The sequence below is a fragment of the Nocardia sp. NPDC058176 genome, assembly GCF_042883805.1.
GTDB lineage: Bacteria > Actinomycetota > Actinomycetes > Mycobacteriales > Mycobacteriaceae > Nocardia.
Genome location: NZ_JBHVVA010000002.1, coordinates 623523 through 643450, shown reverse-complemented (window position 1 = coordinate 643450; position 19928 = coordinate 623523). Strand labels below are relative to the sequence as shown.

At 67.8% G+C, this 19928-nt stretch carries 17 protein-coding genes; 11 read left to right on the top strand and 6 right to left on the bottom strand.

Going from position 1 to position 19928, the window contains the following annotated elements:
* Positions 1-34: 34 nt before the first annotated feature.
* The 4 genes from ACFVVM_RS15495 to ACFVVM_RS15480 all read left to right on the top strand — a co-directional run bounded on the left by ACFVVM_RS15495 (position 35) and on the right by ACFVVM_RS15480 (position 2912).
* Positions 35-502 (top strand): hypothetical protein, encoded by a 468-nt coding sequence (locus tag ACFVVM_RS15495; RefSeq protein ID WP_387617921.1) that lies wholly within the window; start codon positions 35-37, stop codon positions 500-502.
* The gene (locus ACFVVM_RS15490) at positions 499-1089 is read left to right on the top strand and encodes an alkylhydroperoxidase domain protein (protein WP_387617919.1); all 591 of its coding nucleotides are present in this window, start codon (positions 499-501) and stop codon (positions 1087-1089) included. The genes ACFVVM_RS15495 and ACFVVM_RS15490 overlap by 4 nt, the downstream gene beginning before the upstream one ends.
* A 321-nt stretch (positions 1090-1410) precedes the next feature.
* Positions 1411-2043: a TetR/AcrR family transcriptional regulator gene (locus ACFVVM_RS15485; protein WP_387617917.1), complete on the top strand. Its 633-nt coding sequence runs from the start codon at positions 1411-1413 to the stop codon at positions 2041-2043.
* The gene (locus ACFVVM_RS15480; protein ID WP_387617915.1) at positions 2043-2912 is read left to right on the top strand and encodes an alpha/beta fold hydrolase; all 870 of its coding nucleotides are present in this window, start codon (positions 2043-2045) and stop codon (positions 2910-2912) included. The genes ACFVVM_RS15485 and ACFVVM_RS15480 overlap by 1 nt, the downstream gene beginning before the upstream one ends.
* Positions 2913-2919: 7 nt before the next feature.
* Here the strand turns inward: ACFVVM_RS15480 and ACFVVM_RS15475 are convergent, their stop codons facing one another.
* The gene (locus tag ACFVVM_RS15475) at positions 2920-4983 is read right to left on the bottom strand and encodes a prolyl oligopeptidase family protein (RefSeq protein WP_387617913.1); all 2064 of its coding nucleotides are present in this window, start codon (positions 4981-4983) and stop codon (positions 2920-2922) included.
* Between the two features lie 190 nt (positions 4984-5173).
* Between ACFVVM_RS15475 and ACFVVM_RS15470 the strand changes: the two genes are divergently transcribed.
* From ACFVVM_RS15470 to narI, 5 genes are read left to right on the top strand one after another with little or no spacing between them, the layout of a single operon-like run.
* Positions 5174-6370, top strand: a complete 1197-nt coding sequence (locus ACFVVM_RS15470; RefSeq protein WP_387617911.1) for a nitrate/nitrite transporter — start codon at positions 5174-5176, stop codon at positions 6368-6370.
* Positions 6371-6416: 46 nt separating this feature from the next.
* Positions 6417-10091 carry a nitrate reductase subunit alpha gene (locus ACFVVM_RS15465; RefSeq protein ID WP_387617909.1) on the top strand — a complete coding sequence of 1225 codons (3675 nt, stop codon included), beginning with the start codon at positions 6417-6419 and terminating at the stop codon, positions 10089-10091.
* Positions 10091-11731: a nitrate reductase subunit beta gene (gene narH / locus ACFVVM_RS15460; protein ID WP_387617907.1), complete on the top strand. Its 1641-nt coding sequence runs from the start codon at positions 10091-10093 to the stop codon at positions 11729-11731. The genes ACFVVM_RS15465 and narH overlap by 1 nt, the downstream gene beginning before the upstream one ends.
* The gene (narJ, locus tag ACFVVM_RS15455; protein ID WP_387617905.1) at positions 11728-12399 is read left to right on the top strand and encodes a nitrate reductase molybdenum cofactor assembly chaperone; all 672 of its coding nucleotides are present in this window, start codon (positions 11728-11730) and stop codon (positions 12397-12399) included. Before narH ends, narJ begins: the two co-directional genes overlap by 4 nt.
* Complete coding sequence (gene narI, locus ACFVVM_RS15450; RefSeq protein WP_387617903.1) at positions 12396-13124, top strand: respiratory nitrate reductase subunit gamma; 729 nt, start codon at positions 12396-12398, stop codon at positions 13122-13124. The genes narJ and narI overlap by 4 nt, the downstream gene beginning before the upstream one ends.
* A gap of 1 nt (position 13125) precedes the next feature.
* On the opposite strand, the gene ACFVVM_RS15445 is transcribed toward narI, so the two are convergent.
* Positions 13126-13665, bottom strand: coding sequence for a hypothetical protein (locus tag ACFVVM_RS15445; RefSeq protein WP_387617901.1), 540 nt, complete (start codon positions 13663-13665; stop codon positions 13126-13128).
* Between the two features lie 138 nt (positions 13666-13803).
* Here ACFVVM_RS15445 and ACFVVM_RS15440 point away from each other — a divergent pair, with 138 nt between their 5' ends.
* Positions 13804-14784 (top strand): dipeptidase, encoded by a 981-nt coding sequence (locus ACFVVM_RS15440; protein WP_387617899.1) that lies wholly within the window; start codon positions 13804-13806, stop codon positions 14782-14784.
* Between the two features lie 66 nt (positions 14785-14850).
* On the opposite strand, the gene ACFVVM_RS15435 is transcribed toward ACFVVM_RS15440, so the two are convergent.
* From ACFVVM_RS15435 to ACFVVM_RS15425, 3 genes are all read right to left on the bottom strand, one after another.
* Entirely contained in the window at positions 14851-15870 is a 1020-nt protein-coding gene (locus ACFVVM_RS15435) for an NADP-dependent oxidoreductase (RefSeq protein WP_387617897.1), read from the bottom strand.
* A 136-nt stretch (positions 15871-16006) separates the two neighbouring features.
* Positions 16007-16705, bottom strand: coding sequence for a YitT family protein (locus ACFVVM_RS15430; protein WP_387617895.1), 699 nt, complete (start codon positions 16703-16705; stop codon positions 16007-16009).
* Positions 16706-16735: 30 nt separating this feature from the next.
* Positions 16736-18490 carry an adenine deaminase C-terminal domain-containing protein gene (locus tag ACFVVM_RS15425; RefSeq protein ID WP_387617893.1) on the bottom strand — a complete coding sequence of 585 codons (1755 nt, stop codon included), beginning with the start codon at positions 18488-18490 and terminating at the stop codon, positions 16736-16738.
* 125 nt (positions 18491-18615) lie between these two features.
* Between ACFVVM_RS15425 and ACFVVM_RS15420 the strand changes: the two genes are divergently transcribed.
* Complete coding sequence (locus ACFVVM_RS15420; RefSeq protein ID WP_387617892.1) at positions 18616-19518, top strand: LysR family transcriptional regulator; 903 nt, start codon at positions 18616-18618, stop codon at positions 19516-19518.
* Here the strand turns inward: ACFVVM_RS15420 and ACFVVM_RS15415 are convergent.
* Complete coding sequence (locus tag ACFVVM_RS15415; RefSeq protein ID WP_387619229.1) at positions 19515-19733, bottom strand: helix-turn-helix domain-containing protein; 219 nt, start codon at positions 19731-19733, stop codon at positions 19515-19517. The genes ACFVVM_RS15420 and ACFVVM_RS15415 overlap by 4 nt on opposite strands.
* Between the last annotated feature and the right edge of the window lie 195 nt (positions 19734-19928).

The window sequence follows — 19928 nt, the reverse complement described above, 5'->3', positions numbered from 1 at the left end:
GACCGGGTTGGCCGGTCAGTGAAAGGAGTTCGGCATGAGCGCCGGATCCGATGTCATCGATGGTGTGCTCGGCAGCGAGACCGCGGCCCGGGTCGCCGCCGTACGCGCGAGCAGGCCCGTGGTGGTCGAGCAGACCCAGGCCGTGCACGACGCGCTGTTCGACGGACCCGCGGGCACCGCCTTCGGCCGCGAGCGTCTCGCCGCCATCGCCGCCCACGTCGCCACTCTCGCCGAGGCCGAGGGCTTGGCGGACCACTACGCCGCGCAAGCGGGAACCGCTGGTGCCGAGCTGGATTCGGCCGACGCGAAGCTGGCCGCCGCCCTCCTGCACGCCACCCGCCTCACCACCGCCCCCGCCACCAGCACTCGGGCCCACATCGAGGTCCTGCTGGCCGCCGGACTGACCGAGACCGACATCGTCACCGTGTCGCAGCTGGTTGGCTTCGTGAACTACCAGGTCCGGCTGCTGGCCGGTCTCGCCCTGATCGGAGAGCAGCGATGACCGAAGTGCGTGACGTCGAGATCAGCGCGCGTCCAACGGGTTTCACTCAGGAGCAGCTCGACTGGGTGCCGTGGGTGGAGCCGATCGCCCTGGCCGAGGCCGACGACGAGCAGCGCCCACTGCTGGAAGGTCAGCGTGGCGAGAGTCCGTACTTCCGGCTGCTGGCCCGCAACGCGCGGGTCCTCGCGCACCGCAGCGCCAACGACAAGGACATCTTCTACAGCCGTGCGGGTCTCACGCGCGCCGAGCGTGAGCTCGCCGCGACGGTGACTTCCCGATACAACGGTTGCGAGTACTGCGCGTCGGTACACTCGCGGTTCACCACTCAGCTGTCCAAGCGCGCCGAGGATGTCCAGCGGCTGCTGGACGAGGGCGTGACGGTGCGGATCGACCAACGGTGGGACGCCATCATCGATTTCACCGCCGCACTGGCCGCGCACCCGCCACGGCCCGCGCACGCGGAACTGCGACGGCTGCGTGAACTCGGCTTCGACGACGCCGACATTCACGATCTGGTGCTGTCGACGGCCTCGTTCTCGTGGGCCAACCGGCTCATGCTGAGCCTGGGCGAGCCGGAAAAGTTCTAGGGAATTCCTTTAAAACACTCCCTGTTCACATTGGCCTCGGTATCGTCCGAGACGGCAAATGGCCGGTGACAACGACGTCACAGAGCAGCAAAACTTGGAGTGGCACATGCTTTACAACATCACCGACAACGACAGCGACGGCAACATTCTCGCCCTGCTGCTGAGCTTGCTCACCAGCTCGCTGAGCACCGGTTCGGTGCAGGGCTCGGGCAACTGAGCAGACTGTAGCCAACTTTCGGCTAACGCGCGGTAAGCCGGAAGGGCGGCCGTTGGGCCCGATCCATGACGAGGGGATCGGGCCCTTCGGTATTGTCAGCGACAATGTCACAGGATGCGAATACGGGACGAATGTATGCCGGGCAGCCCGTAGAGGACCGGCAACGCCAGCGGCGTGCGCGTTTTCTGGAGTCAGGCCTGACGGTCTTCGCGCGCGACGGGTACGCCAACAGCTCGGTCGGCGCCATCTGTAAGGACGCCGGGCTTTCCTCTCGGCAGTTCTACGAGGAGTTCACCGGCCGCGAATCGCTGCTGCTGGAGCTGTACGAGCAGATCGACCGGCAGTCGCGCGAGGCGGTGACCGTCGCGCTCGAGGCCGATCCCGACGCCACCGTGCTCGAACAGATCAACACCGCCGTGCGCGCCTATGTCGAGGCGATCGGCTCCGATCCCCGCAAGGCGCGCGTCGCGCTGGTCGAGGTGGTCGGTGCCGGACCCAAGGTCGAGAAGTTCCGCCTCGAGCTGCGCCGCGTGTGGGGCTCGCTACTGGCCAGCGCCGCCGAGGACGCGGCCATGCAGGGTGAGATCCCCTCCGGTGACTACGAGTTGCGGGTGCTGGCGATCATCGGTGCGGTGAACTACGTCGTCGACGGCTGGAGCGGCACCGACCCCCGGCCCCCGCTCGACGATGTGATCCAGGTGCTGAGCCGGGTGATCCTGGGTGCGGTAGGGGCCTGATGGCCCGGGTCGAGATCGTCGAGATCCAGGTCCCCGACGGCAGTACCCTCCCGGTCCGCCTGCTCCCGGCCCGCGGCCCGCATCGTCATCCGGTGACCCCCGACGCCCCGCGTCCGGTGGTCGTGATCGTGCCCGGCCTCGCCGTGCCGGGCGAGTTCTACGAATACTTCGGCGGCCAACTGGCCGCCCGCGGCTTCGACGTCGCCATCGGTGAGCTGCGCGGCAACGGTGACAGCTCGCACCGCCCCGACGCCGACAGCACCTACGGCTACCACGAACTGGCCTCGGTCGACTTCCCGGCGATGTTGCAGGTGGTGCGCGACCGCTTCCCCGGCTCCACGCCGTACCTGCTCGGCCACAGCATGGGCGGCCAGCTCGCCACCATGTACGCGGCGCGGGTACGCGGCAGGCTCGGCGGGCTGATCCTGATCGCCTCCGGCACGCCCTACTTCCGCGGCTACCGCGGCGTCTTCGGGCCCGGCATGCTGGTCGGCACCGCGGCCGTCGCGGTCGCCGCGAACCTGGCCGGGTTCTGGCCGGGGGACCGGCTGGGCAAGCGGGCCTTCGGCCGCCAGTCCAAGGTGCTCATGTCGGACTGGGCACGGCTGGCGCGCACCGGCCGCTTCGTGCCCGTGGGCGCCGACATCGACTACGACGAGCGGATGTCGCGGCTGAAGTTCCCCGTCCTGTCGATCACCGTCGCCGACGACGACCTCGCGCCGCAGACCTCCGCCGACCATCTGCTGAGCAAACTTCCGGCCGCGCAGCTCACCCGGTGGTTCCAGCCGGAGCCGCTGGGACACAACGGCTGGATCACCAACCCGGACACCACCGTCGATCAGGTGGAGAAGTGGCTGCGCGACCGGTGAGCGCGGCTCAGGCCGAGCGGCGGCCCTCCATCAGCATCTGGATGAAGAACTCGTAGCCCAGCGCGCCGAGGTAGGCGGCCTGCTTGTTGTCGGCGGCGCCGCCGTGCCCGCCCTCGATGTTCTCGTAGTACCAGACGGTGCGGTCCTGGGATTCCAGCAGCGCGGCCATCTTTCGCGCGTGGCCGGGATGCACCCGGTCGTCGCGGGTGGAGGTGGCCAGCAGGATCGGCGGGTACTGCTTGTCGGGGTCGGTGTTCTGGTACGGCGAGTACTCGCTCAGGTAGGCCCATTCCTCCGGCTTGTCCGGGTCGCCGTACTCCGCGATCCAGGACGCGCCTGCCAGCAGCAGGTGGTAGCGCTTCATGTCCAGCAGCGGCACCTGGCACAGGATCGCGCCGAACAGCTCCGGGTAGCGGGTGAGCATCACGCCCATCAGCAGACCGCCGTTGCTGCCGCCGACCGCGCCGAGCCGATCGGGCGTGGTGATGCCGCGCGCCACCAGATCGCGGGCGATCGCGGCGAAGTCCTCGAAGGCGCGGTGGCGGTGCTCTTTCAGCGCGGCGGTGTGCCACTCGGGCCCGTACTCGCCGCCGCCGCGGATGTTGGTCATCACGTAGGTGCCGCCGCGCGCCAGCCACGCCGTGCCCGCGCCGCCGAGATAGCCCGGCGTGCGCGAGATCTCGAAGCCGCCGTAGCCGCTCATGATCGTCGGCGTCGGGGTGCCGCGCCGGTCGCGATGACGAATCACGAAGTAGGGCACCGAGGTTCCGTCATCGGAGGTGGCGAAGAACTGCTCGGTCTCGATGCCGTCGGCGTCGAAGTAGGCCGGTGCCTGCTTCAGGAGCACCGGGGTCTCGCCGACGGCGGTGCTCAGCAGCGTGGTCGGGGTGGTGAAACCCGTGGTGGTGAGCATGAATTCGTCGCCGCCCTCGAGCGGGTCGGAGTTCCCGACCGAGGTGGTCGACATGGCGGGGGAGTCGGGAAGCTCGGCCCTGGCCCAGCCGTCCGGTCCCGGGGTGAGCACATGGAGCCGGGTCTGCACGTCCTGCAGGGTGGTGAGGATCAGATGGTTCTCGGTCCAGCTGTAGGTGTGCAGCGAGGTGTGCGGGTCGGGGGCGAACAGCACCTCGAATTCCCGGCCACCGGCGAGGAATTCGGGCAGATCGGTGACGAGCAGCGTGCCGGGCTCGTAGGTCGTGCCGCCGGTTTCCCACGCGGTCTTGAGGCGGACCGTGAGCCAGTCGCGGTACCAGCCCACGTCGGCGTCGGTCGGGGTCTCCAGCAGGCGCCAGGAGCCGTCCTCGTCGAGCAGGTAGACCTCTTCGTTGAAGAAGTCGGTCGACCTGGCCAGGAAGTGGCGCTCGAAGCCGGGGTGACGGTCGTAGCCCGCGCTGATCGACACATCGCCCGCTTCGCCCTCGTACACGGTTTCGGCCGCGGCCAATTCGGTGCCGCGCGCCCAGCGCTTGGCGATGCGCGGGTAGCCGGAGTCGGTGAGCGAGCCCGGCCCGAAATCGGTACCGACGTAGACGGTGTCGGCATCGATCCAGCCGATCCGCGACTTCGCCTCCGGCAGGAAGAACCCGCCGTCCTCGGGGGCGATGAACTGCCTTGTCGTCAGGTCGAATTCGCGTTCGACGGTGGCGTCCGCACCGCCGCGCGAGAGATGGATGATCGCGCGTTCCTGGGCGGGACGCAGCACCGCCGCACCCGACCACACCCAGTTCTCGTCGTCGGCCTCGGCCAGGGCGTCGACATCGATCAGCACATCCCAGTCGGGCTCGTCGGTGGCATAGGACTCGAACGTGGTCCGGCGCCACAGCCCCCGCTTGTGCTCGGCGTCGCGCCAGAAGTTGTACAGCCACGGTCCGCGCCGCCCGGGGAAGGCGATCTTGGTGTCGTCGTCGAGCATCGCGAGCACCTCGTGCTCGATGTCGGCGAACCGGTCGGTCGACGCGAACCGCTGCGCCACCACCTCGTTGCGGGCGCGCGCCCAGTCCAGCGCGCCCTCGTCGGTCACGTCCTCGAGCCAGAGATAGGAATCGGTCACATTCTGCTCAACGCCGGTCATCCCCACATTGTTGCCGATGCGGTCGATCGCTTCAGCGGGCGCGGGTGGATCGGTGTTCGGCGGTGGATGCCAGCTACCGATTCACGGCGCCTGATTCGCTATAACCTGAGCTAGAGCCGATTCTGTACGAGTTGCCGGATTGTTGCGTGTTCGCTACGTCACATCCCGGGGGCTGTGTTCTCCTGATCGGGTGACCTCGCTACAGGCAGCGGTACGCACCGGGTCCCCGACCCGCAACCTCGTCCTGGCCACGTGGGTGTCGGCCATCAACTTCTGGGCGTGGAACCTGATCGGCCCGCTCTCGCCGTACTACGCCGACGACATGGCGCTGAGCAGCACGGCCGCCTCGATCATGGTCGCCATGCCGATCCTGGTCGGCTCGCTGGGCCGGATCGTCTCCGGCGCGCTCACCGACCGGTTCGGCGGCCGGACGATGTTCATCGGCGTCTCGCTGGCCTCGATCGTGCCGGTGGTCGCGGTCGGCATCGCGGGCAGCATCGAGTCGTATCCGCTGATGCTGGTCTTCGCGTTCCTGCTCGGCATTCCCGGCACCGTCTTCGCCGTCGGCATCCCGTTCGCGAACTCCTGGTACGAGCCGTCCCGGCGCGGGTTCGCGACCGGGGTGTTCGGCGCGGGCATGGTCGGCACCGCGGTCTCGGCCTTCTTCACCCCGCGCTTCGTCGACTGGTTCGGGTTGCTGCCCACCCACCTGATCGTCGCGGCGGCGCTCGCGGTGACCGCGGTGCTGTGCATCCTGTTCATGCGCAACTCCCCGGAGTTCACCCCCAACACCGATCCGGTGCTGCCCAAGCTGCGCGCGGCGATGAAACTCGGCGTCACCTGGGAGATGTCGTTCCTCTACGCCGTGGTCTTCGGCGGGTTCGTGGCGTTCAGCTCCTACCTGCCCACCTACATCAAGAACGTCTACGGCTTCTCCGCGGTCGACGCGGGCACCCGCACCGCCGCCTTCGCGCTCGCCGCGGTGATCGCCCGGCCGATCGGCGGTGCGCTCTCGGACCGGATCGCGCCGAAGTACGTCGTGGTCGCCTCGCTGGCGGGGACGGCGGTGATGGCGGTCGTCGCCTCGTTCAAGCCGCCGGCCGATGTCGGCTCGGCCATCACGTTCATCACGATGGCGCTGTTCCTCGGGGTCGGCACCGGTGGCGTGTTCGCCTGGGTGGCACGGCGCGCGCCCAGTTCCAATGTCGGCAGCGTCACCGGAATCGTCTCGGCCGCAGGCGGTCTCGGCGGCTATTTCCCGCCGCTGATCATGGGCGTCACCTACGACGAGCCGCACCACAGCTACACCGTCGGGCTGCTGTTGCTGGCCGCCACCGCGCTCGCCGCGCTCGTCTACACGGTCACCAAGCTGCACGCCAGGGAGTAGCCCGGCCGCCGATGTCCTCGGTCCGATTCGTTCGAAGGAGACGCTCGTGGCACGCGAAGATCACATCGGCGGACCGGTCGAGGACCTGCTGGTGCGCAGCGGCCGGTTCTTCACTCCCGGCAGCGAATCCGGCGACCGGCGCACCGTCACCCGCGACGGCGGCCGCGAGGGCGACATCTTCTACCGCAACCGCTGGAGCCACGACAAGGTGGTGCGCTCCACGCACGGGGTGAACTGCACGGGCTCGTGCTCGTGGAAGGTCTACGTCAAGGACGACATCATCACCTGGGAGACCCAGGACGTCGACTACCCCTCCGCGGGCCCCGACCGGCCCGACTACGAGCCGCGCGGCTGCCCCCGCGGCGCCGCCTTCTCCTGGTACACCTACTCGCCCACCCGCGTCCGCTACCCGTACGCGCGCGGCGTGCTGGTCGAGCTCTATCGCGAGGCCAAGGCCAGGCTGGGCGATCCGGTGCTCGCCTGGGCCGACCTCCAGGCCGACGCCGAGCGTCGCCGCACCTACCAGAGAGCCAGGGGCATGGGTGGTCTGGTGCGGGTGAGCTGGGACGAGGCGGTCGAGATGATCGCCGCCGCGCACGTGCACACCATCAACGAATACGGCCCCGATCGGATCGCGGGATTCTCGCCGATCCCGGCCATGTCGATGGTGTCGTTCGCGGCCGGTTCGCGGTTCGTCGAACTGCTCGGCGGCGTGATGACCTCCTTCTACGACTGGTACGCCGACCTGCCGGTGGCCTCCCCGCAGGTCTTCGGCGACCAGACCGACGTGCCCGAGTCCGGCGACTGGTGGGATGCCTCCTACCTGCTCATGTGGGGTTCCAACGTCCCGGTGACGCGGACACCGGACGCGCACTGGATGGCCGAGGTGCGCTATCGCGGCACCAAGGTCGTCACCGTCAGCCCCGACTACGCCGACAACACCAAGTTCGCCGACGAGTGGATGCCGTGCGCGGCGGGCACCGACGGCGCGATGGCGATGGCCATGGGGCACGTCATCCTCACCGAGTACTTCGTGCGCAGGCGCGAGCCGTTCTTCGTCGACTACGTCCGCCGGTTCACCGATCTGCCGTTCCTGATCAGCCTGGAGGAACGCGACGGGCGCCTGGTCCCCGGCAAGAACCTCACCGCCGCCGACCTCGGCGAGACTTCCGAGAACGCTGCGTTCAAACCGGTCCTGCTCGACAGCGTCACCGGTGCGCCCGCGGCACCGCACGGCTCGCTGGGGTTCCGGTTCGGCGAGGAGGGCGTGGGCAAGTGGAACCTCGACCTCGGTGATCTCCAGCCCGCGCTGACCGTGGCCGACGGGGAGAGTGCGGTGGTGACCCTGCCGCGGTTCGACACCGTGGACGGTCACGGCGAGACGATCGAGCGCGGCGTGCCGGTGCGCGTCGTCGCCGGTCGCCGGGTGTGCACCGTCTTCGACCTCATGCTGGCCCAGTACGGCGTCGCGCGAGCGGATCTGCCCGGCCACTGGCCCACCGGCTACGACGACCCCGACTCGCCCTACACCCCGGCCTGGCAGGAACCGATCACCGGAGTGTCCGGCGAGCAGGTCATCCGGATCGCCAAGGAGTTCGCCGACAACGCCATCGATTCCGGCGGACGCTCCATGATCATCATGGGCGCGGGCATCTGCCAGTGGTTCCACGGCGACGCCACCTACCGCGCGATCCTGGCGATGCTGCTGCTCACCGGCTCGATGGGCCGCAACGGCGGCGGCTGGGCGCACTACGTGGGCCAGGAGAAGTGCAGGCCGGTGACGGGCTGGTCGACCGTGGCGATGGGCACCGACTGGTCGCGGCCGCCGCGGCTGATGGCAGGCACCTCCTACTGGTACGCCCACACCGATCAGTGGCGCTACGACGGCTACCGCGCCGATGTGCTGGCCGCCCCGACCGGGCGCGGCCTGTTCCGCGACAAGCACACGATGGACGTGCTGAGCTCGGCCGTGGCGATGGGCTGGACGCCGTACTTCCCCCAGTTCGACCGGTCGTCGCTGGATCTCGCCGAACAGGCGAAGGCCGCCGGGCTCGATCCGGTCGCCTACACCGTCGACCAATTGCACAGCGGCGCACTGCGCTTCGCGGTGCAGGACCCCGACAACCCGAAGAACTGGCCGCGCGTGCTCAGCGTCTGGCGGTCGAATCTGCTCGGCTCCTCGTCCAAGGGCAACGAGTACTTCCTGAAGCATCTGCTCGGCACCGGTTCGAACGTGCGCAACGACCTGGCCGCGCCGGAACAGCGCCCGGTCGACGTGGTCTCGCCCGACGAGGTGCCCGAGGGCAAGCTCGACCTGCTGATGTCGATCGACTTCCGGATGACCTCGACCACCCTGTTCTCCGACATCGTGCTGCCCGCGGCCACCTGGTACGAGAAGGCCGACCTGTCCAGCACGGACATGCACCCCTTCATGAACGCCTTCACCCCGGCCATCGACCCGCCGTGGGAGACCAGGTCCGACTTCGACGCCTTCGCCGCCATCACTCGCGCGTTCTCGGCGATGGCCAGGGTGCACCTGGGGACTCGGACCGATGTCGTGCTCGGCACGCTGCAACACGACACCCCCGGCGCGATGGCCTATCCCCACGGCACTCAGTCGAATTGGCAGACAACGGGTGTGGCGCCGGTGCCCGGTAAGACGATGGGACCGCTGGTCGTCGTCGAACGCGACTACACCGCGATCGCCGAGAAATGGGCGGCGCTGGGTCCGCTGGTGGAACAGAAGGGGATGACCACCAAGGGCGTCACGGTGTTCCCCGATCAGGAGGTCGTCGAACTCGGGCACCTGCACGGGGTGATGGATTCCGGTGTGGCGGTGGGTCGTCCGGCGATGGAGACCGCGGAGAAGGCCGCCGAGACCATCCTCATGCTGTCGGGCACCTCCAACGGCAGGCTCGCGGTGGCCGGCTTCGAGGAACTGGACCGGCGCACGGGCCGCTACATGACCAAACTGGCCGAGGGCAGCGAGGAACGGCGAATCACGTTCGCGGAGACGCAGTCCCGCCCGGTGCCGGTGATCACCAGCCCCGAGTGGTCGGGCAGCGAGACCGGCGGCCGCCGCTACGCGCCGTTCACCCAGAACATCGAATACCTCAAACCGTTCCACACCCTCACCGGGCGCATGCACTTCTACGTCGACCACGACTGGCTCGAGGAACTGGGCGAGGCGCTGCCGATCTACCGTCCACCGCTGGACATGGGCAGGCTCTACGGCGAACCGGCCATCGGCGAGCGCACCGGGGTCGGGCTGACCCTGCGCTACCTGACCCCGCATTCGAAGTGGTCCATCCACTCCGAATACCAGGACAACCTGCTGATGCTGTCGCTCTCGCGCGGCGGCCCGACCATGTGGATGAGCCCGGCCGATGCCGAGAAGATCGGCGTGCGCGACAACGAGTGGGTCGAGGCGGTGAATCGCAACGGCGTGCTGGTGTGCCGGTCGGTGGTGTCACAGCGGATGCCGCAGGGCGTGGTCTACGTCTATCACGCGCAGGAACGCACCATCGATGTCCCGCTGAGCGAAACCACCGGAACCCGTGGCGGCATCCACAATTCGATCACCCAGCTGCTCATCAAACCCACCCATCTGGCGGGCGGGTACGCCCAGACCTCCTTCGCGTTCAACTATCTCGGCCCGACCGGAAACCAGCGCGACGAAGTGACCGTGGTCCGTCGCCGCAGCCAGGAGGTGACGTACTGATGAAAGTCATGGCGCAGTTGGCGATGGTGATGAACCTGGACAAGTGCATCGGCTGCCACACCTGTTCGGTGACCTGCAAACAGGCATGGACCAATCGAGCCGGCACCGAATACGTCTGGTTCAACAATGTGGAAACCCGTCCGGGACAGGGTTATCCGCGCCGCTACGAGGATCAGGAGAAATGGCGCGGCGGCTGGACGCTGAAACGCGGCCGGTTACGGCTGCGCGGTGGTGACCGTTTCGCCAAGATGGCCAACATCTTCGCCAATCCGAAGATGCCGTCGATGGACGACTACTACGAGCCGTGGACCTACGACTACGAGAACCTGATCAACGCGCCACTGAGCGACCAGATCCCGGTCGCCGCACCGCGATCGCTGCTCACCGGCGAGCGGATGAAGATCAACTGGTCGGCCAACTGGGACGACGATCTGGCAGGGTCGCCGGAGATCGTGCCAGGCGATCCGGTGCTGGCGCAGGTCAGCGAGAAGGTCAAGGGCGAGCTCGAGCAGACGTTCATGTTCTATCTGCCGCGCATCTGCGAGCACTGCCTGAATCCGGCCTGCGTCGCCTCGTGTCCGTCGGGGGCGATGTACAAGCGCACCGAGGACGGCATCGTGCTCGTCGACCAGGACAAGTGCCGCGGCTGGCGGATGTGCATCTCGGGCTGCCCGTACAAGAAGGTGTACTTCAATCACAAGACCGGCAAGGCCGAGAAGTGCACGTTCTGCTATCCGCGGGTGGAGGTGGGTCTGCCGACGGTGTGCGCGGAGACCTGCGTGGGCCGATTGCGCTATATCGGGCTGATCTTCTACGACGTGGACCGGGTGCTCGACGCGGCATCGGTCCCCGACGATCGCGATCTGTATCCGGCGCAGGTCGACGTGCTGCTCGATCCCGCCGACCCCGAAGTCGTCGCGGGCGCACGGGCCTCGGGGATCCCCGACAGCTGGATCGAGGCGGCCCAGCGTTCCCCGATTCACGCGCTGATCAAGGACTTCCGGGTCGCACTGCCCCTGCATCCGGAATACCGGACCATGCCGATGGTCTGGTACATCCCGCCGCTCTCGCCGGTCGTCGACGCGGTCAGCCGCGATGGTCACGACGGCGAGGACGTCGGCAATCTCTTCGGCGCGCTGGAATCACTGCGTATTCCGTTGGAATATCTGGCCGGGTTGTTCACCGCGGGCGATACCGAGGCGGTCGCGGTGGTCCTGCGCAAGCTCGCTGCCATGCGCTCCTACATGCGCGACATCAACCTCGGGCGCGAACCACAGGCGCACATCCCCGCCGCCGTCGGGATGACCGAGGAACAGATCTACCGGATGTATCGCCTGCTCGCGCTCGCGAAAATGGAAGACCGGTACGTGATTCCGTCGGCCTATGCCGATCAGGGCCATCAGTTGGAGGAATCGGTGGCCGACTGCGCGCTCGATTTCGATGGCGGACCGGGGATGTACGAGCAGGTCTCCGGGCCGTTCGGCGAGACCAGCGGCAAGCCGGTACCGGTCGCGGTGGAGACCTTCCACGCACTCAAACAGCGTCAGACCAGCGAAACGGTCGGCGCCTCGCGGGTCAATCTGCTCAATTGGGACGGCAAGGGCGCGCCGGAGGGCATGTTCCCGGGGAGCAGACGATGAAGTTCACCCGCACCGCCCGCCGCACCGCCGAGCACCGGGTGGTGTGGCAGGCGGCGTCACTGTTGCTGGCCTATCCCGACGCCGGACTGAACGCGCGGCTCGACCTCGTCGACGAACTGTGCGCGCACCTGCCGCCCGAGCAGGCCGCCCCACTGCTCGACACCGCCGCCGCGCTGCGCGGCCTGTCCGAACGTGTTGCCGCACAACAGTATGTGGACACTTTCGACCTGCGCAGGCGGGCGACGCTGCTGCTCACCTACTGGAGCGACGGCGACACCCGCAATCGCGGACTGGCCATGCTGGCGTTCACCGAGGCCTACCGCGCGGCCGGAGTGGGCCCACCCGTCGGCGAGGTTCCCGATCATCTGCCTGTCGTCCTGGAGTTCGCCGCCACCGTCGACCCGGTGTCGGGCGCGGCCCTGCTCGCCGCGCACCGGCGTGCCATCCACGCGATCGGCCTCGCCCTCCTCGACGAGCAATCCCGGTATGCCCCGGTACTTTCCGCGATCGGTGCGACCCTGCCGCCCGCGACCGAACAGGATCTCGGCTGGGCGCGTCGGTTGGTCGAAGCGGGTCCGCCCACCGAATCGGTCGGGCTCGCGCTGTTCACCCTGACCGTGCCGCCGCGTCGGGAACCCGCTGTCGCGAAAGGACCTCGCCTGACATGACCAGCCCGATCTTCTGGGACATCATCCCGTACGTGAGCCTGGCGATCCTGATCGTCGGCACCTGGTGGCGCTACCGCTACGACAAGTTCGGCTGGACCACCCGCTCCTCGCAGCTCTACGAGAGCAGGCTGCTGCGGATCGGCAGTCCGCTGTTCCACTACGGCATGCTGGTGGTGATCTTCGGCCACATCATCGGTCTGGTCATCCCGCAGTCCTGGACCGATGCCATCGGCATGAGCCAGCACGTCTATCACATCCAGGCCATCGTCCTGGGCAGCATCGCGGGCATCGCCACCCTCACCGGTATCGCGCTGCTGATCTATCGCCGCCGCCGCAACGGCCCGGTGTTCACCGCGACCACCCGCAACGACAAGATCATGTACCTGGTGCTGGTCGCGGCCCTGGTGACCGGCCTGGCGACCACGCTGATCGGGTCCGGCGCGGTCGGTCCCGAGCACAACTACCGGGAGACGGTCTCGCCGTGGTTCCGTTCGATCTGGATCCTGCAGCCGCGCGGTGACCTGATGGCGCAGGCGCCGCTGTCGTTCCACATCCACGTGCTGATCGCGCTCACCCTGTTCGCGCTCTGGCCGTTCACCCGCCTGGTGCACGCCTTCAGCGCGCCGCTGAGCTACTTCTACCGGCCCTACATCGTCTACCGGTCGCGTTCGGCCGCCAAGCCCGACGAACTGGTCGGTTCGCGGCCGAAGCGGCCCGGGTGGTGAGTCACCAGTGGTGGGCCACATCGATCACCACGCGTCCACCGGCGCCGGGGCCGTCGAGGGTCATGACCCGGAACGGGAGCCGGGCGCGGACACCGAGGCCGAGGCCGGACTGACCCTCGAACGAACCGGCCCAGGCGGCCTGCCGGAAGGTCTGGTACCCGGAGGTGTTGACCAGCTCGGTGCGGTTGGCGGGGTTGTAGGTGCTGTTTCCGTCCTCGTCGTAGGACGGCGCCTGGACCATCACGCGCAGGAAAGCGCCGCCGCGCAAGGGAACCGGGTCGCCGGAACCGTCCTGGGTGACCCGGTCGACGTAGGCCACCCAGTAGCCGCGGGCCGGGCCGGTCAGGTCGATGACGAGCCGGTCGAAGCAGTCGTGGCGGCCCGCGCGGACATTGCCGACAGTCGCCGGGGCGTAGCCCGAAGAGCTCTTGTCGAGCGAGCCCCAGGTGAGACCGCAGTAGGACGGGGTGGCCGCGGCGGGCAGGGCCGTCAGGCCAAGACAGGTCGCCAGGGAGGCCAGGAACACGAGGAAGCGACGCATGTCGCACCGCCTTTGGAGCAGGGGGTCGAAAGTTACTGATTAATCGGACCCATCGAACGGCTCGTTAGCGGCGCGGTGATGTCGGGAGTGTTGCGATCCGTAGGATCGCTGGTCAGGAAACGATAACGGAGGTGATCGGTGCCGCCCAGGCTCTGGGAACAGCATTGCTGTCTGCCACTGCGGCATACGGCGCGGATCGCCGAACTCGCCAGGTATCCGCTCGGGTCGTACCTGTCGGTGAATGTCGGTTATTCGGCCCAGCGCACCGCGGATTCGCTGGCCCTGCTGCACCAGTTCCGGGACGAGGCGGCGGCCGATCCACGGTTCCGGTTGGTGGCGACCCTCGCCGATGTCGGCCGCGATGATGTCATCGCCCTGGCTTTCGATCTGGAGGATTCCGCCCCGCTCGGCGGCGATCTCGACAATGTCGAAGTGTTCCACCGGCTCGGCGTCCGCTCGCTCCTGCCCACCTACAACCACGCGAACGCGGCGGGCTGCGGTTGCCTCGACGCGCACGACACCGGCCTCACCGGCTACGGAAAAGACCTGGTGCGCAAGCTCAACGAGGTCGGGGTCTTCGCCGACGGATCGCACTGCTCGCGGCGCACCGGACTCGACATCGCCACCCACACCGGCGTCCCGATGATCTACAGCCACTCCAATTTCACTGCCCTGTGGGAGCATCCGCGCAACATCACCGACGACCAGGCCCGTGCCTGCGCCGCGACCGGCGGCGTCATCGGCATCAACGGCGTGGGAATCTTCCTGGGCCACAACGACCCCGGTGACCACGCGGGTCGCCTCGCCGCCATGGCCGACCACATCCGCTACGGCGTCGACCTCGTCGGCATCGACCACATCGGCATCGGCTCCGACTACTCCTTCGACGGCGAGGAATTCAACGACGAGATCCGCGACAACCCCGCCGCCTTCTCCGACTCCTACACCAAATGGGGCCCACTCCAATGGGTCCCACCCGAGGAACTCCTCGGCACCCCCGGCCTCGACGACCTCCTCGCCACCCGGGGCTTCACCCCCACCGAACGCGCCGCCCTCTTCCACGGCAACTTCACCCGCGTCGCCGCCCAGGTCTGGCACACCCCGGAGCCGGCCGATTGATCACCAGGCTCTGGTGCGAGCATCGGCCGAGAGCCGAACGTCACCAGAGCCTGATGATCTTGATGCTCAGGTGAGGCGGACGAGCATCTTGCCGGTGTTGGCGCCGGTGAGGACGCCGAGGAAGGCGGCGGGGGCCTGGTCGAGGCCGGTGTAGACGGTTTCGGCGGTGTGCAGGGTGCCGTCGGCGAGCCAGGCGGCGGCCTTGGCGATGTAGTCGCCGAAGAGGGGGAAGTAGCTGGTCACGAGCATGCCGCGCAGGGTGGCTTCCTTGGTCGCGGCCAGGTAGAGGTCCGGTGTCTGCTGGGCGGTGGCGCCGTTGTAGCCGCTGATCGCGCCGACGAGGGCGATGCGGCCGTGCTGGTTCAGCGCCTCGATGGCGACTTTCAGGTGTTCGCCGCCGACGCTGTCGAGGTAGACGTCGACGCCGTCGGGGGCGGCGTTCGCGAGCTGACCGGCGAGATCGCCCGCGCGGTAGTCGATCGCCGCGTCGAAACCGAACTCGTCGAGCAGCTTGCGCGTCTTGGCCGGTCCGCCCGCCGAGCCGATCACCCGCTTCGCGCCGAGCGCCTTGGCGAGCCGGCCCGCGACGCTGCCCACCGCACCCGCGGCGGCCGAGACGAACACCGTGTCACCGGGGCGGACCGGGGCGACCTCGGTGAGCGCGGCGTAGGCGGTGAGGCCGGTGGTGCCGAGCACGCCGAGGAAGTGCTGTGGGGCAGCCAGTTCCGGATCGATCGGGGTGGCGGTGGCAGCGTCGACGACCGCGTGTTCGCGCCAGCCCGCGAAGTGCGAGACGGTCGTGCCCACCGCGATGTCGGCCGACCGGGAGTCGATCACCTCGCCGACCGCCGAACCATCCAGTGCCGCACCGAGTTCGAACGGCGGGATGTAGGACTGCTTGTCGTCCATCCGGCCGCGCATGTACGGGTCGACCGACATCCAGGTGTTGCGCACCAGGATCTGTCCGTCGGCGAGCTCCGGCAGCTCCCGCTCGACGAGGGCGAAATCGGTGGCGACCGGTGCGCCGTTCGGCCGCGCGGCCAGGTGGATCTCCCGGGTGCGGGTGGGGATGGTGGTGTGCGCCATGATCGAGCCTTCTTTCGAGGTCAGCCGGTGTTTCCCGCCGGTGCCGACAACGCTATGGCGGGCGCGCGCACCCGCCCAGGTCCGCACACGCCACCGCCCGGTCCGTTCACGACAGACCGGGCGGCGGCGGTTCGGGCTACTCGGCGACGGGCAGCGGTTGAGCGGCGCGCTTTCGTGCCACGAACTTCTCGTACAGGAAGAAGTACCCCTTCACGTACTGCCCGACGAGGATCGCGTTGACGATCGTGCCCTCCCGGATGAAGTGCGGCGCACCGAGGAACAGCAGGCCGATGGCCGCCGACAAGGCCAGCAGCGTGCAATCGAACACCGTCTTGATGTTGCCCCACTTCCGGCCGGTCATCTGCTGGATGGTGTTCACGAACAGGTCGATCGGCATCAGGATCAGGTTCGCGCGGATCATCATGAACAGGCCGAGGGCCAGCAGCGCGTCCGCGAAGACCAGCAACACGAAGTTGGCCGCGTACGGCTCGAGGTGGATCCACTCGGTGAGCCAGAGGTTGACATCGAGCAGCACGGCCAGGACCAGCGCCGGGATCATCGAGAGAAAGTAGCTGGCCTTGAAGGCTTTCGGCCGGATCAGGAAGGTCAGCGCCAGCATGATGACTTCGAGGATGAGGTTGTAGTTGCCCTGGCTCAGCGGCGTGAACACCAGCGTCATCGTGCGGGTGAGGCTGCTCTGCGGGGAGATGCCGATCGCGGCCCTGATGGCGAGGCTGAGTCCGAGGGTGAGAATGTAGATTCCGGCGACGTAGACGATCCAGCGGCGCACCTTGTTTCCGTTGTCGACGATGGCCGCTTCTTTGTCGTGCTGCATGGCGATGGTCCCTTGCTCTGGTGGCCGCGGCTATTTCATGAAGCCGAAGCGATCGAGCGAGATGAACAGCGTCAGTAGCTTGTTGACGACCGGTTCGCCTTCGTTGTGGTTGCCCAGCTTCGCCAGGGCGTCGTCGATCGAGCGGGTCGCTTCGACGAGTTCGGCGAGGTCCATGTCGGCCATCACTCCGTAGAAGTTCAGCGGCAGAACGGCTTTCACCTCGGCGGCTTCGGTCACGACACAGCCGCCGACCAGGCCGTCCAGGTGCTGGAGATTGTCGCGCATCTCGGTGCTGTCATTGCCGACGACCACGAAATAGGCGGACGGGGCGGGCCAGAAGGTCGAGACGGCGCCGCGGTCGATCGCGACGCCCTTGAACAGTGCGTTGACGATGTGCCGCTGCCCATCGGCGTAGCGCTGCACGACCGAGATCCGGTTGAGCCGCACGCCTTCGTATTCGGGGATCACCGAGCCGTCGCGCCACGGCACCCAGACCTCCTGGGCGAACTTGAGATGCCCGCGCCCGTAGACGTCGAACAGCAGCACCTTCGCCTGCGTGCCGTCCGCAGAGATCTCGAGCGGGGTGAGATCGAGCTGCTCGGACCGCAGGTCGGCGAGGCCGGGCCGGGGCTCCTTGGCCAGAACCGAGTAGTCGATGCCGACCGGCTCGAGCAGGCGACGGTCCTTGGCGACGAGCTTGCCGCCCTTGAAGACATAGCGGGGATTGATCTTGGCGAGGCTGTCGGTCAGCACGATGTCGGCGAATCGGCCCGGGCTCAGCGAGCCGAGATCGCGGTCCTTGTGGAAGGACCGCGCGGCGTACAGCGTGCCCATCTTGATCGCCTGGATCGGCGGCATGCCCATCTCGACGGCCAGCGAGATCACCCAGTCGATATGGCCCTGCCGCAGGACCCGGTCCACCGAGATGTTGTCGGCGCACAGCTGGAAATTCTCGGCCGGCCAGCGACGTTTCACGATGGCGCGCAACATCGTTCGAATCACCTCGGGACTGCCGACCCCGAATTTGATCTGGGTGTTCAGGCCGTAGCGAATGCTCTTCTCGATGTCGTCCTCGTTCCAGACATCGTGGTTGTTGTCGACGCCGATCGCGGGCATGTAGTTGAGCAGCGTGTCCGACAGCGAGGTGACGCCCCAGTGACAGTTCACGAATCCCGCGTTCGCGCGCCCGAGCGCGGACTTGCGGAAATCGTCGGCATTGCCGGTCATATACGACAGGTGGGCCAGTTCGCCGAGGCCGATCACCGGGTCCATTTCCAGCATCGCCTCGGTGATTTCGGGAGCGGACTTCTTTCCGGGCGCGAAGGCGTAGAGCCGGTAGGGGAGCTTCTCGTGCTCGGCGAACAGTGCCCGCGCGGCCTCGACGGCTTCGGCTCCGGCCGCGCTGGCGAAATCGAGCGTTTCCCCGAACACGGTGGTCGTTCCGCTCGGCACGATCGCCTCACCGAAGGCCGCCGGATGGGCGAGCTGGGATTCGAAGTGCAGATGCACGTCGATCAGGCCCGGAATGGCGTAAAGACCGTTGCCGTCGAAGGATTCGCGAAATCGCACGATCGATTCGTCGGGGTTCAGCGCGATGATGCGTTCGCCGTGGACCAGCAGCGAGCCCGGGTAAACGGTTTCGCTGTGCACATCGAGGATGTGCAGATTGCGCAGCAGCAGGTCGGCTTCCCGCTCGCCTTCCAGGATGCCGAAGATGGTCCGTACGTGGTCGTCCTGAGCGGCGACCTCGGTGCGGGTGGCGGTCGTCGAATTCTGCTGGGTCATGGCGGTCCTCACGTCGATATTCACTGCCTGTATTGATTGGACGCGACGAGCACCGTTGCCCACAAGCATTCGTTTTCGCACGAGGTGTACTAACATTTCGCACAGTTTCGGTGAGGAGGTGCGTGGTGCTCCATTCGCGATTGCTGCAGTACATCGACGAGGTGGCGCGGCTGGGGTCCATTCGCGCGGCCGGTGCCCGGCTGCACGTCGCCCCCTCGGCGATCAACCGCCAGATCCTGCTGCTCGAGGCCGAACTCGACCAGCCACTGTTCGAGCGCCTGCCCCGCGGCATGCGCCTCACCCCGGCGGGCGAGGCGCTGGTGGCCCACATCAGGCAGACGCTGCAGCAGTACCGCGAGACGGTGGCCGACATCCGCGATCTGCGCGCCCTCGGCAGCGGCGAGGTGGTGATCGCCACGATGACCGGCCTGGCCAGCGGCGTCGTCGCCACCGCGGCGGCGACGTTCCACGCGCGTCATCCGCAGGTCAGGATCTCGATCCGCACCATGTCGACCCTCGACATCGTGCAGGCGGTCGAGAACAGCGAGGCCGACCTCGGCCTCGGCTTCAACATCCCGACCTCGACGCAGCTCGAGACCTGCTGGCGGATCAACACCCGGCTCGGCGTGGTGGTCGGCCCGCATCATCCGCTCGCCGCCATGGACACCGTTCCGCTCGCTCAGTGCACCCCGTTTCCGCTGATCTTCGCCGACCGCTCCATGGTCATCCACGGCATCGTCGCCGAGGCGTTCGCGAAGGCCGCGCTCGACATCCACCCCGCGTTCCACACCAATTCGATCGAGACCATGAAACGGCTCGCGACCTCCGGCGAGGCCATCGCGTTTCTCAGCGAGTTCGACATCGCCGAGGAACTGCGCGACGGCCGCCTGGCCTACCGGCCGGTGCGCGACGCCTTCAGCGACAACGTCATCTCCCTCGTGCGCCGGGAAAAACACGGCCACGGCCTGGCTGGCATCCTGCTCGCCGAGGAGATCGTGGGCGCGCTGCGGTCTGGCGAGCGCGACTAGCCGGAGCGGGCGGCGCCGGGCGAGGCGCCGGTCCAGCGGTGGAACGCTTTTCGGAGGGCACGGTCGTCGGTGAAGGCGAGGCGACCGGCGATCGTCGAGGTGCTGTGGCCCTGGTCGAGCAGGGCTTTCGCGCGTTCGTAGCGGATCAGGTCGAGCTCGGCGCGCCAGGAGGTGCCGTGCTCGGCGAGGTGACGTTGCAGTGAACGTTCGCTCATGGCAAGGGCTTTCGCCACTCGGGACAGGGTGGGTTCGCCCGCGTCGAGGGCGGTGGCCAGGGCGGCGCGGAAAGGGGCGAGGGGGTCGGCGACGGGGCGGGCCGAGGACAGGACCAGGTCGGCGTGGCTGCGCAGGAGGTCGGCGAGCATCGGGTCGGCGCGGGGGAGCGGGGCGTTCGCGTCGTCGGGGTGGAA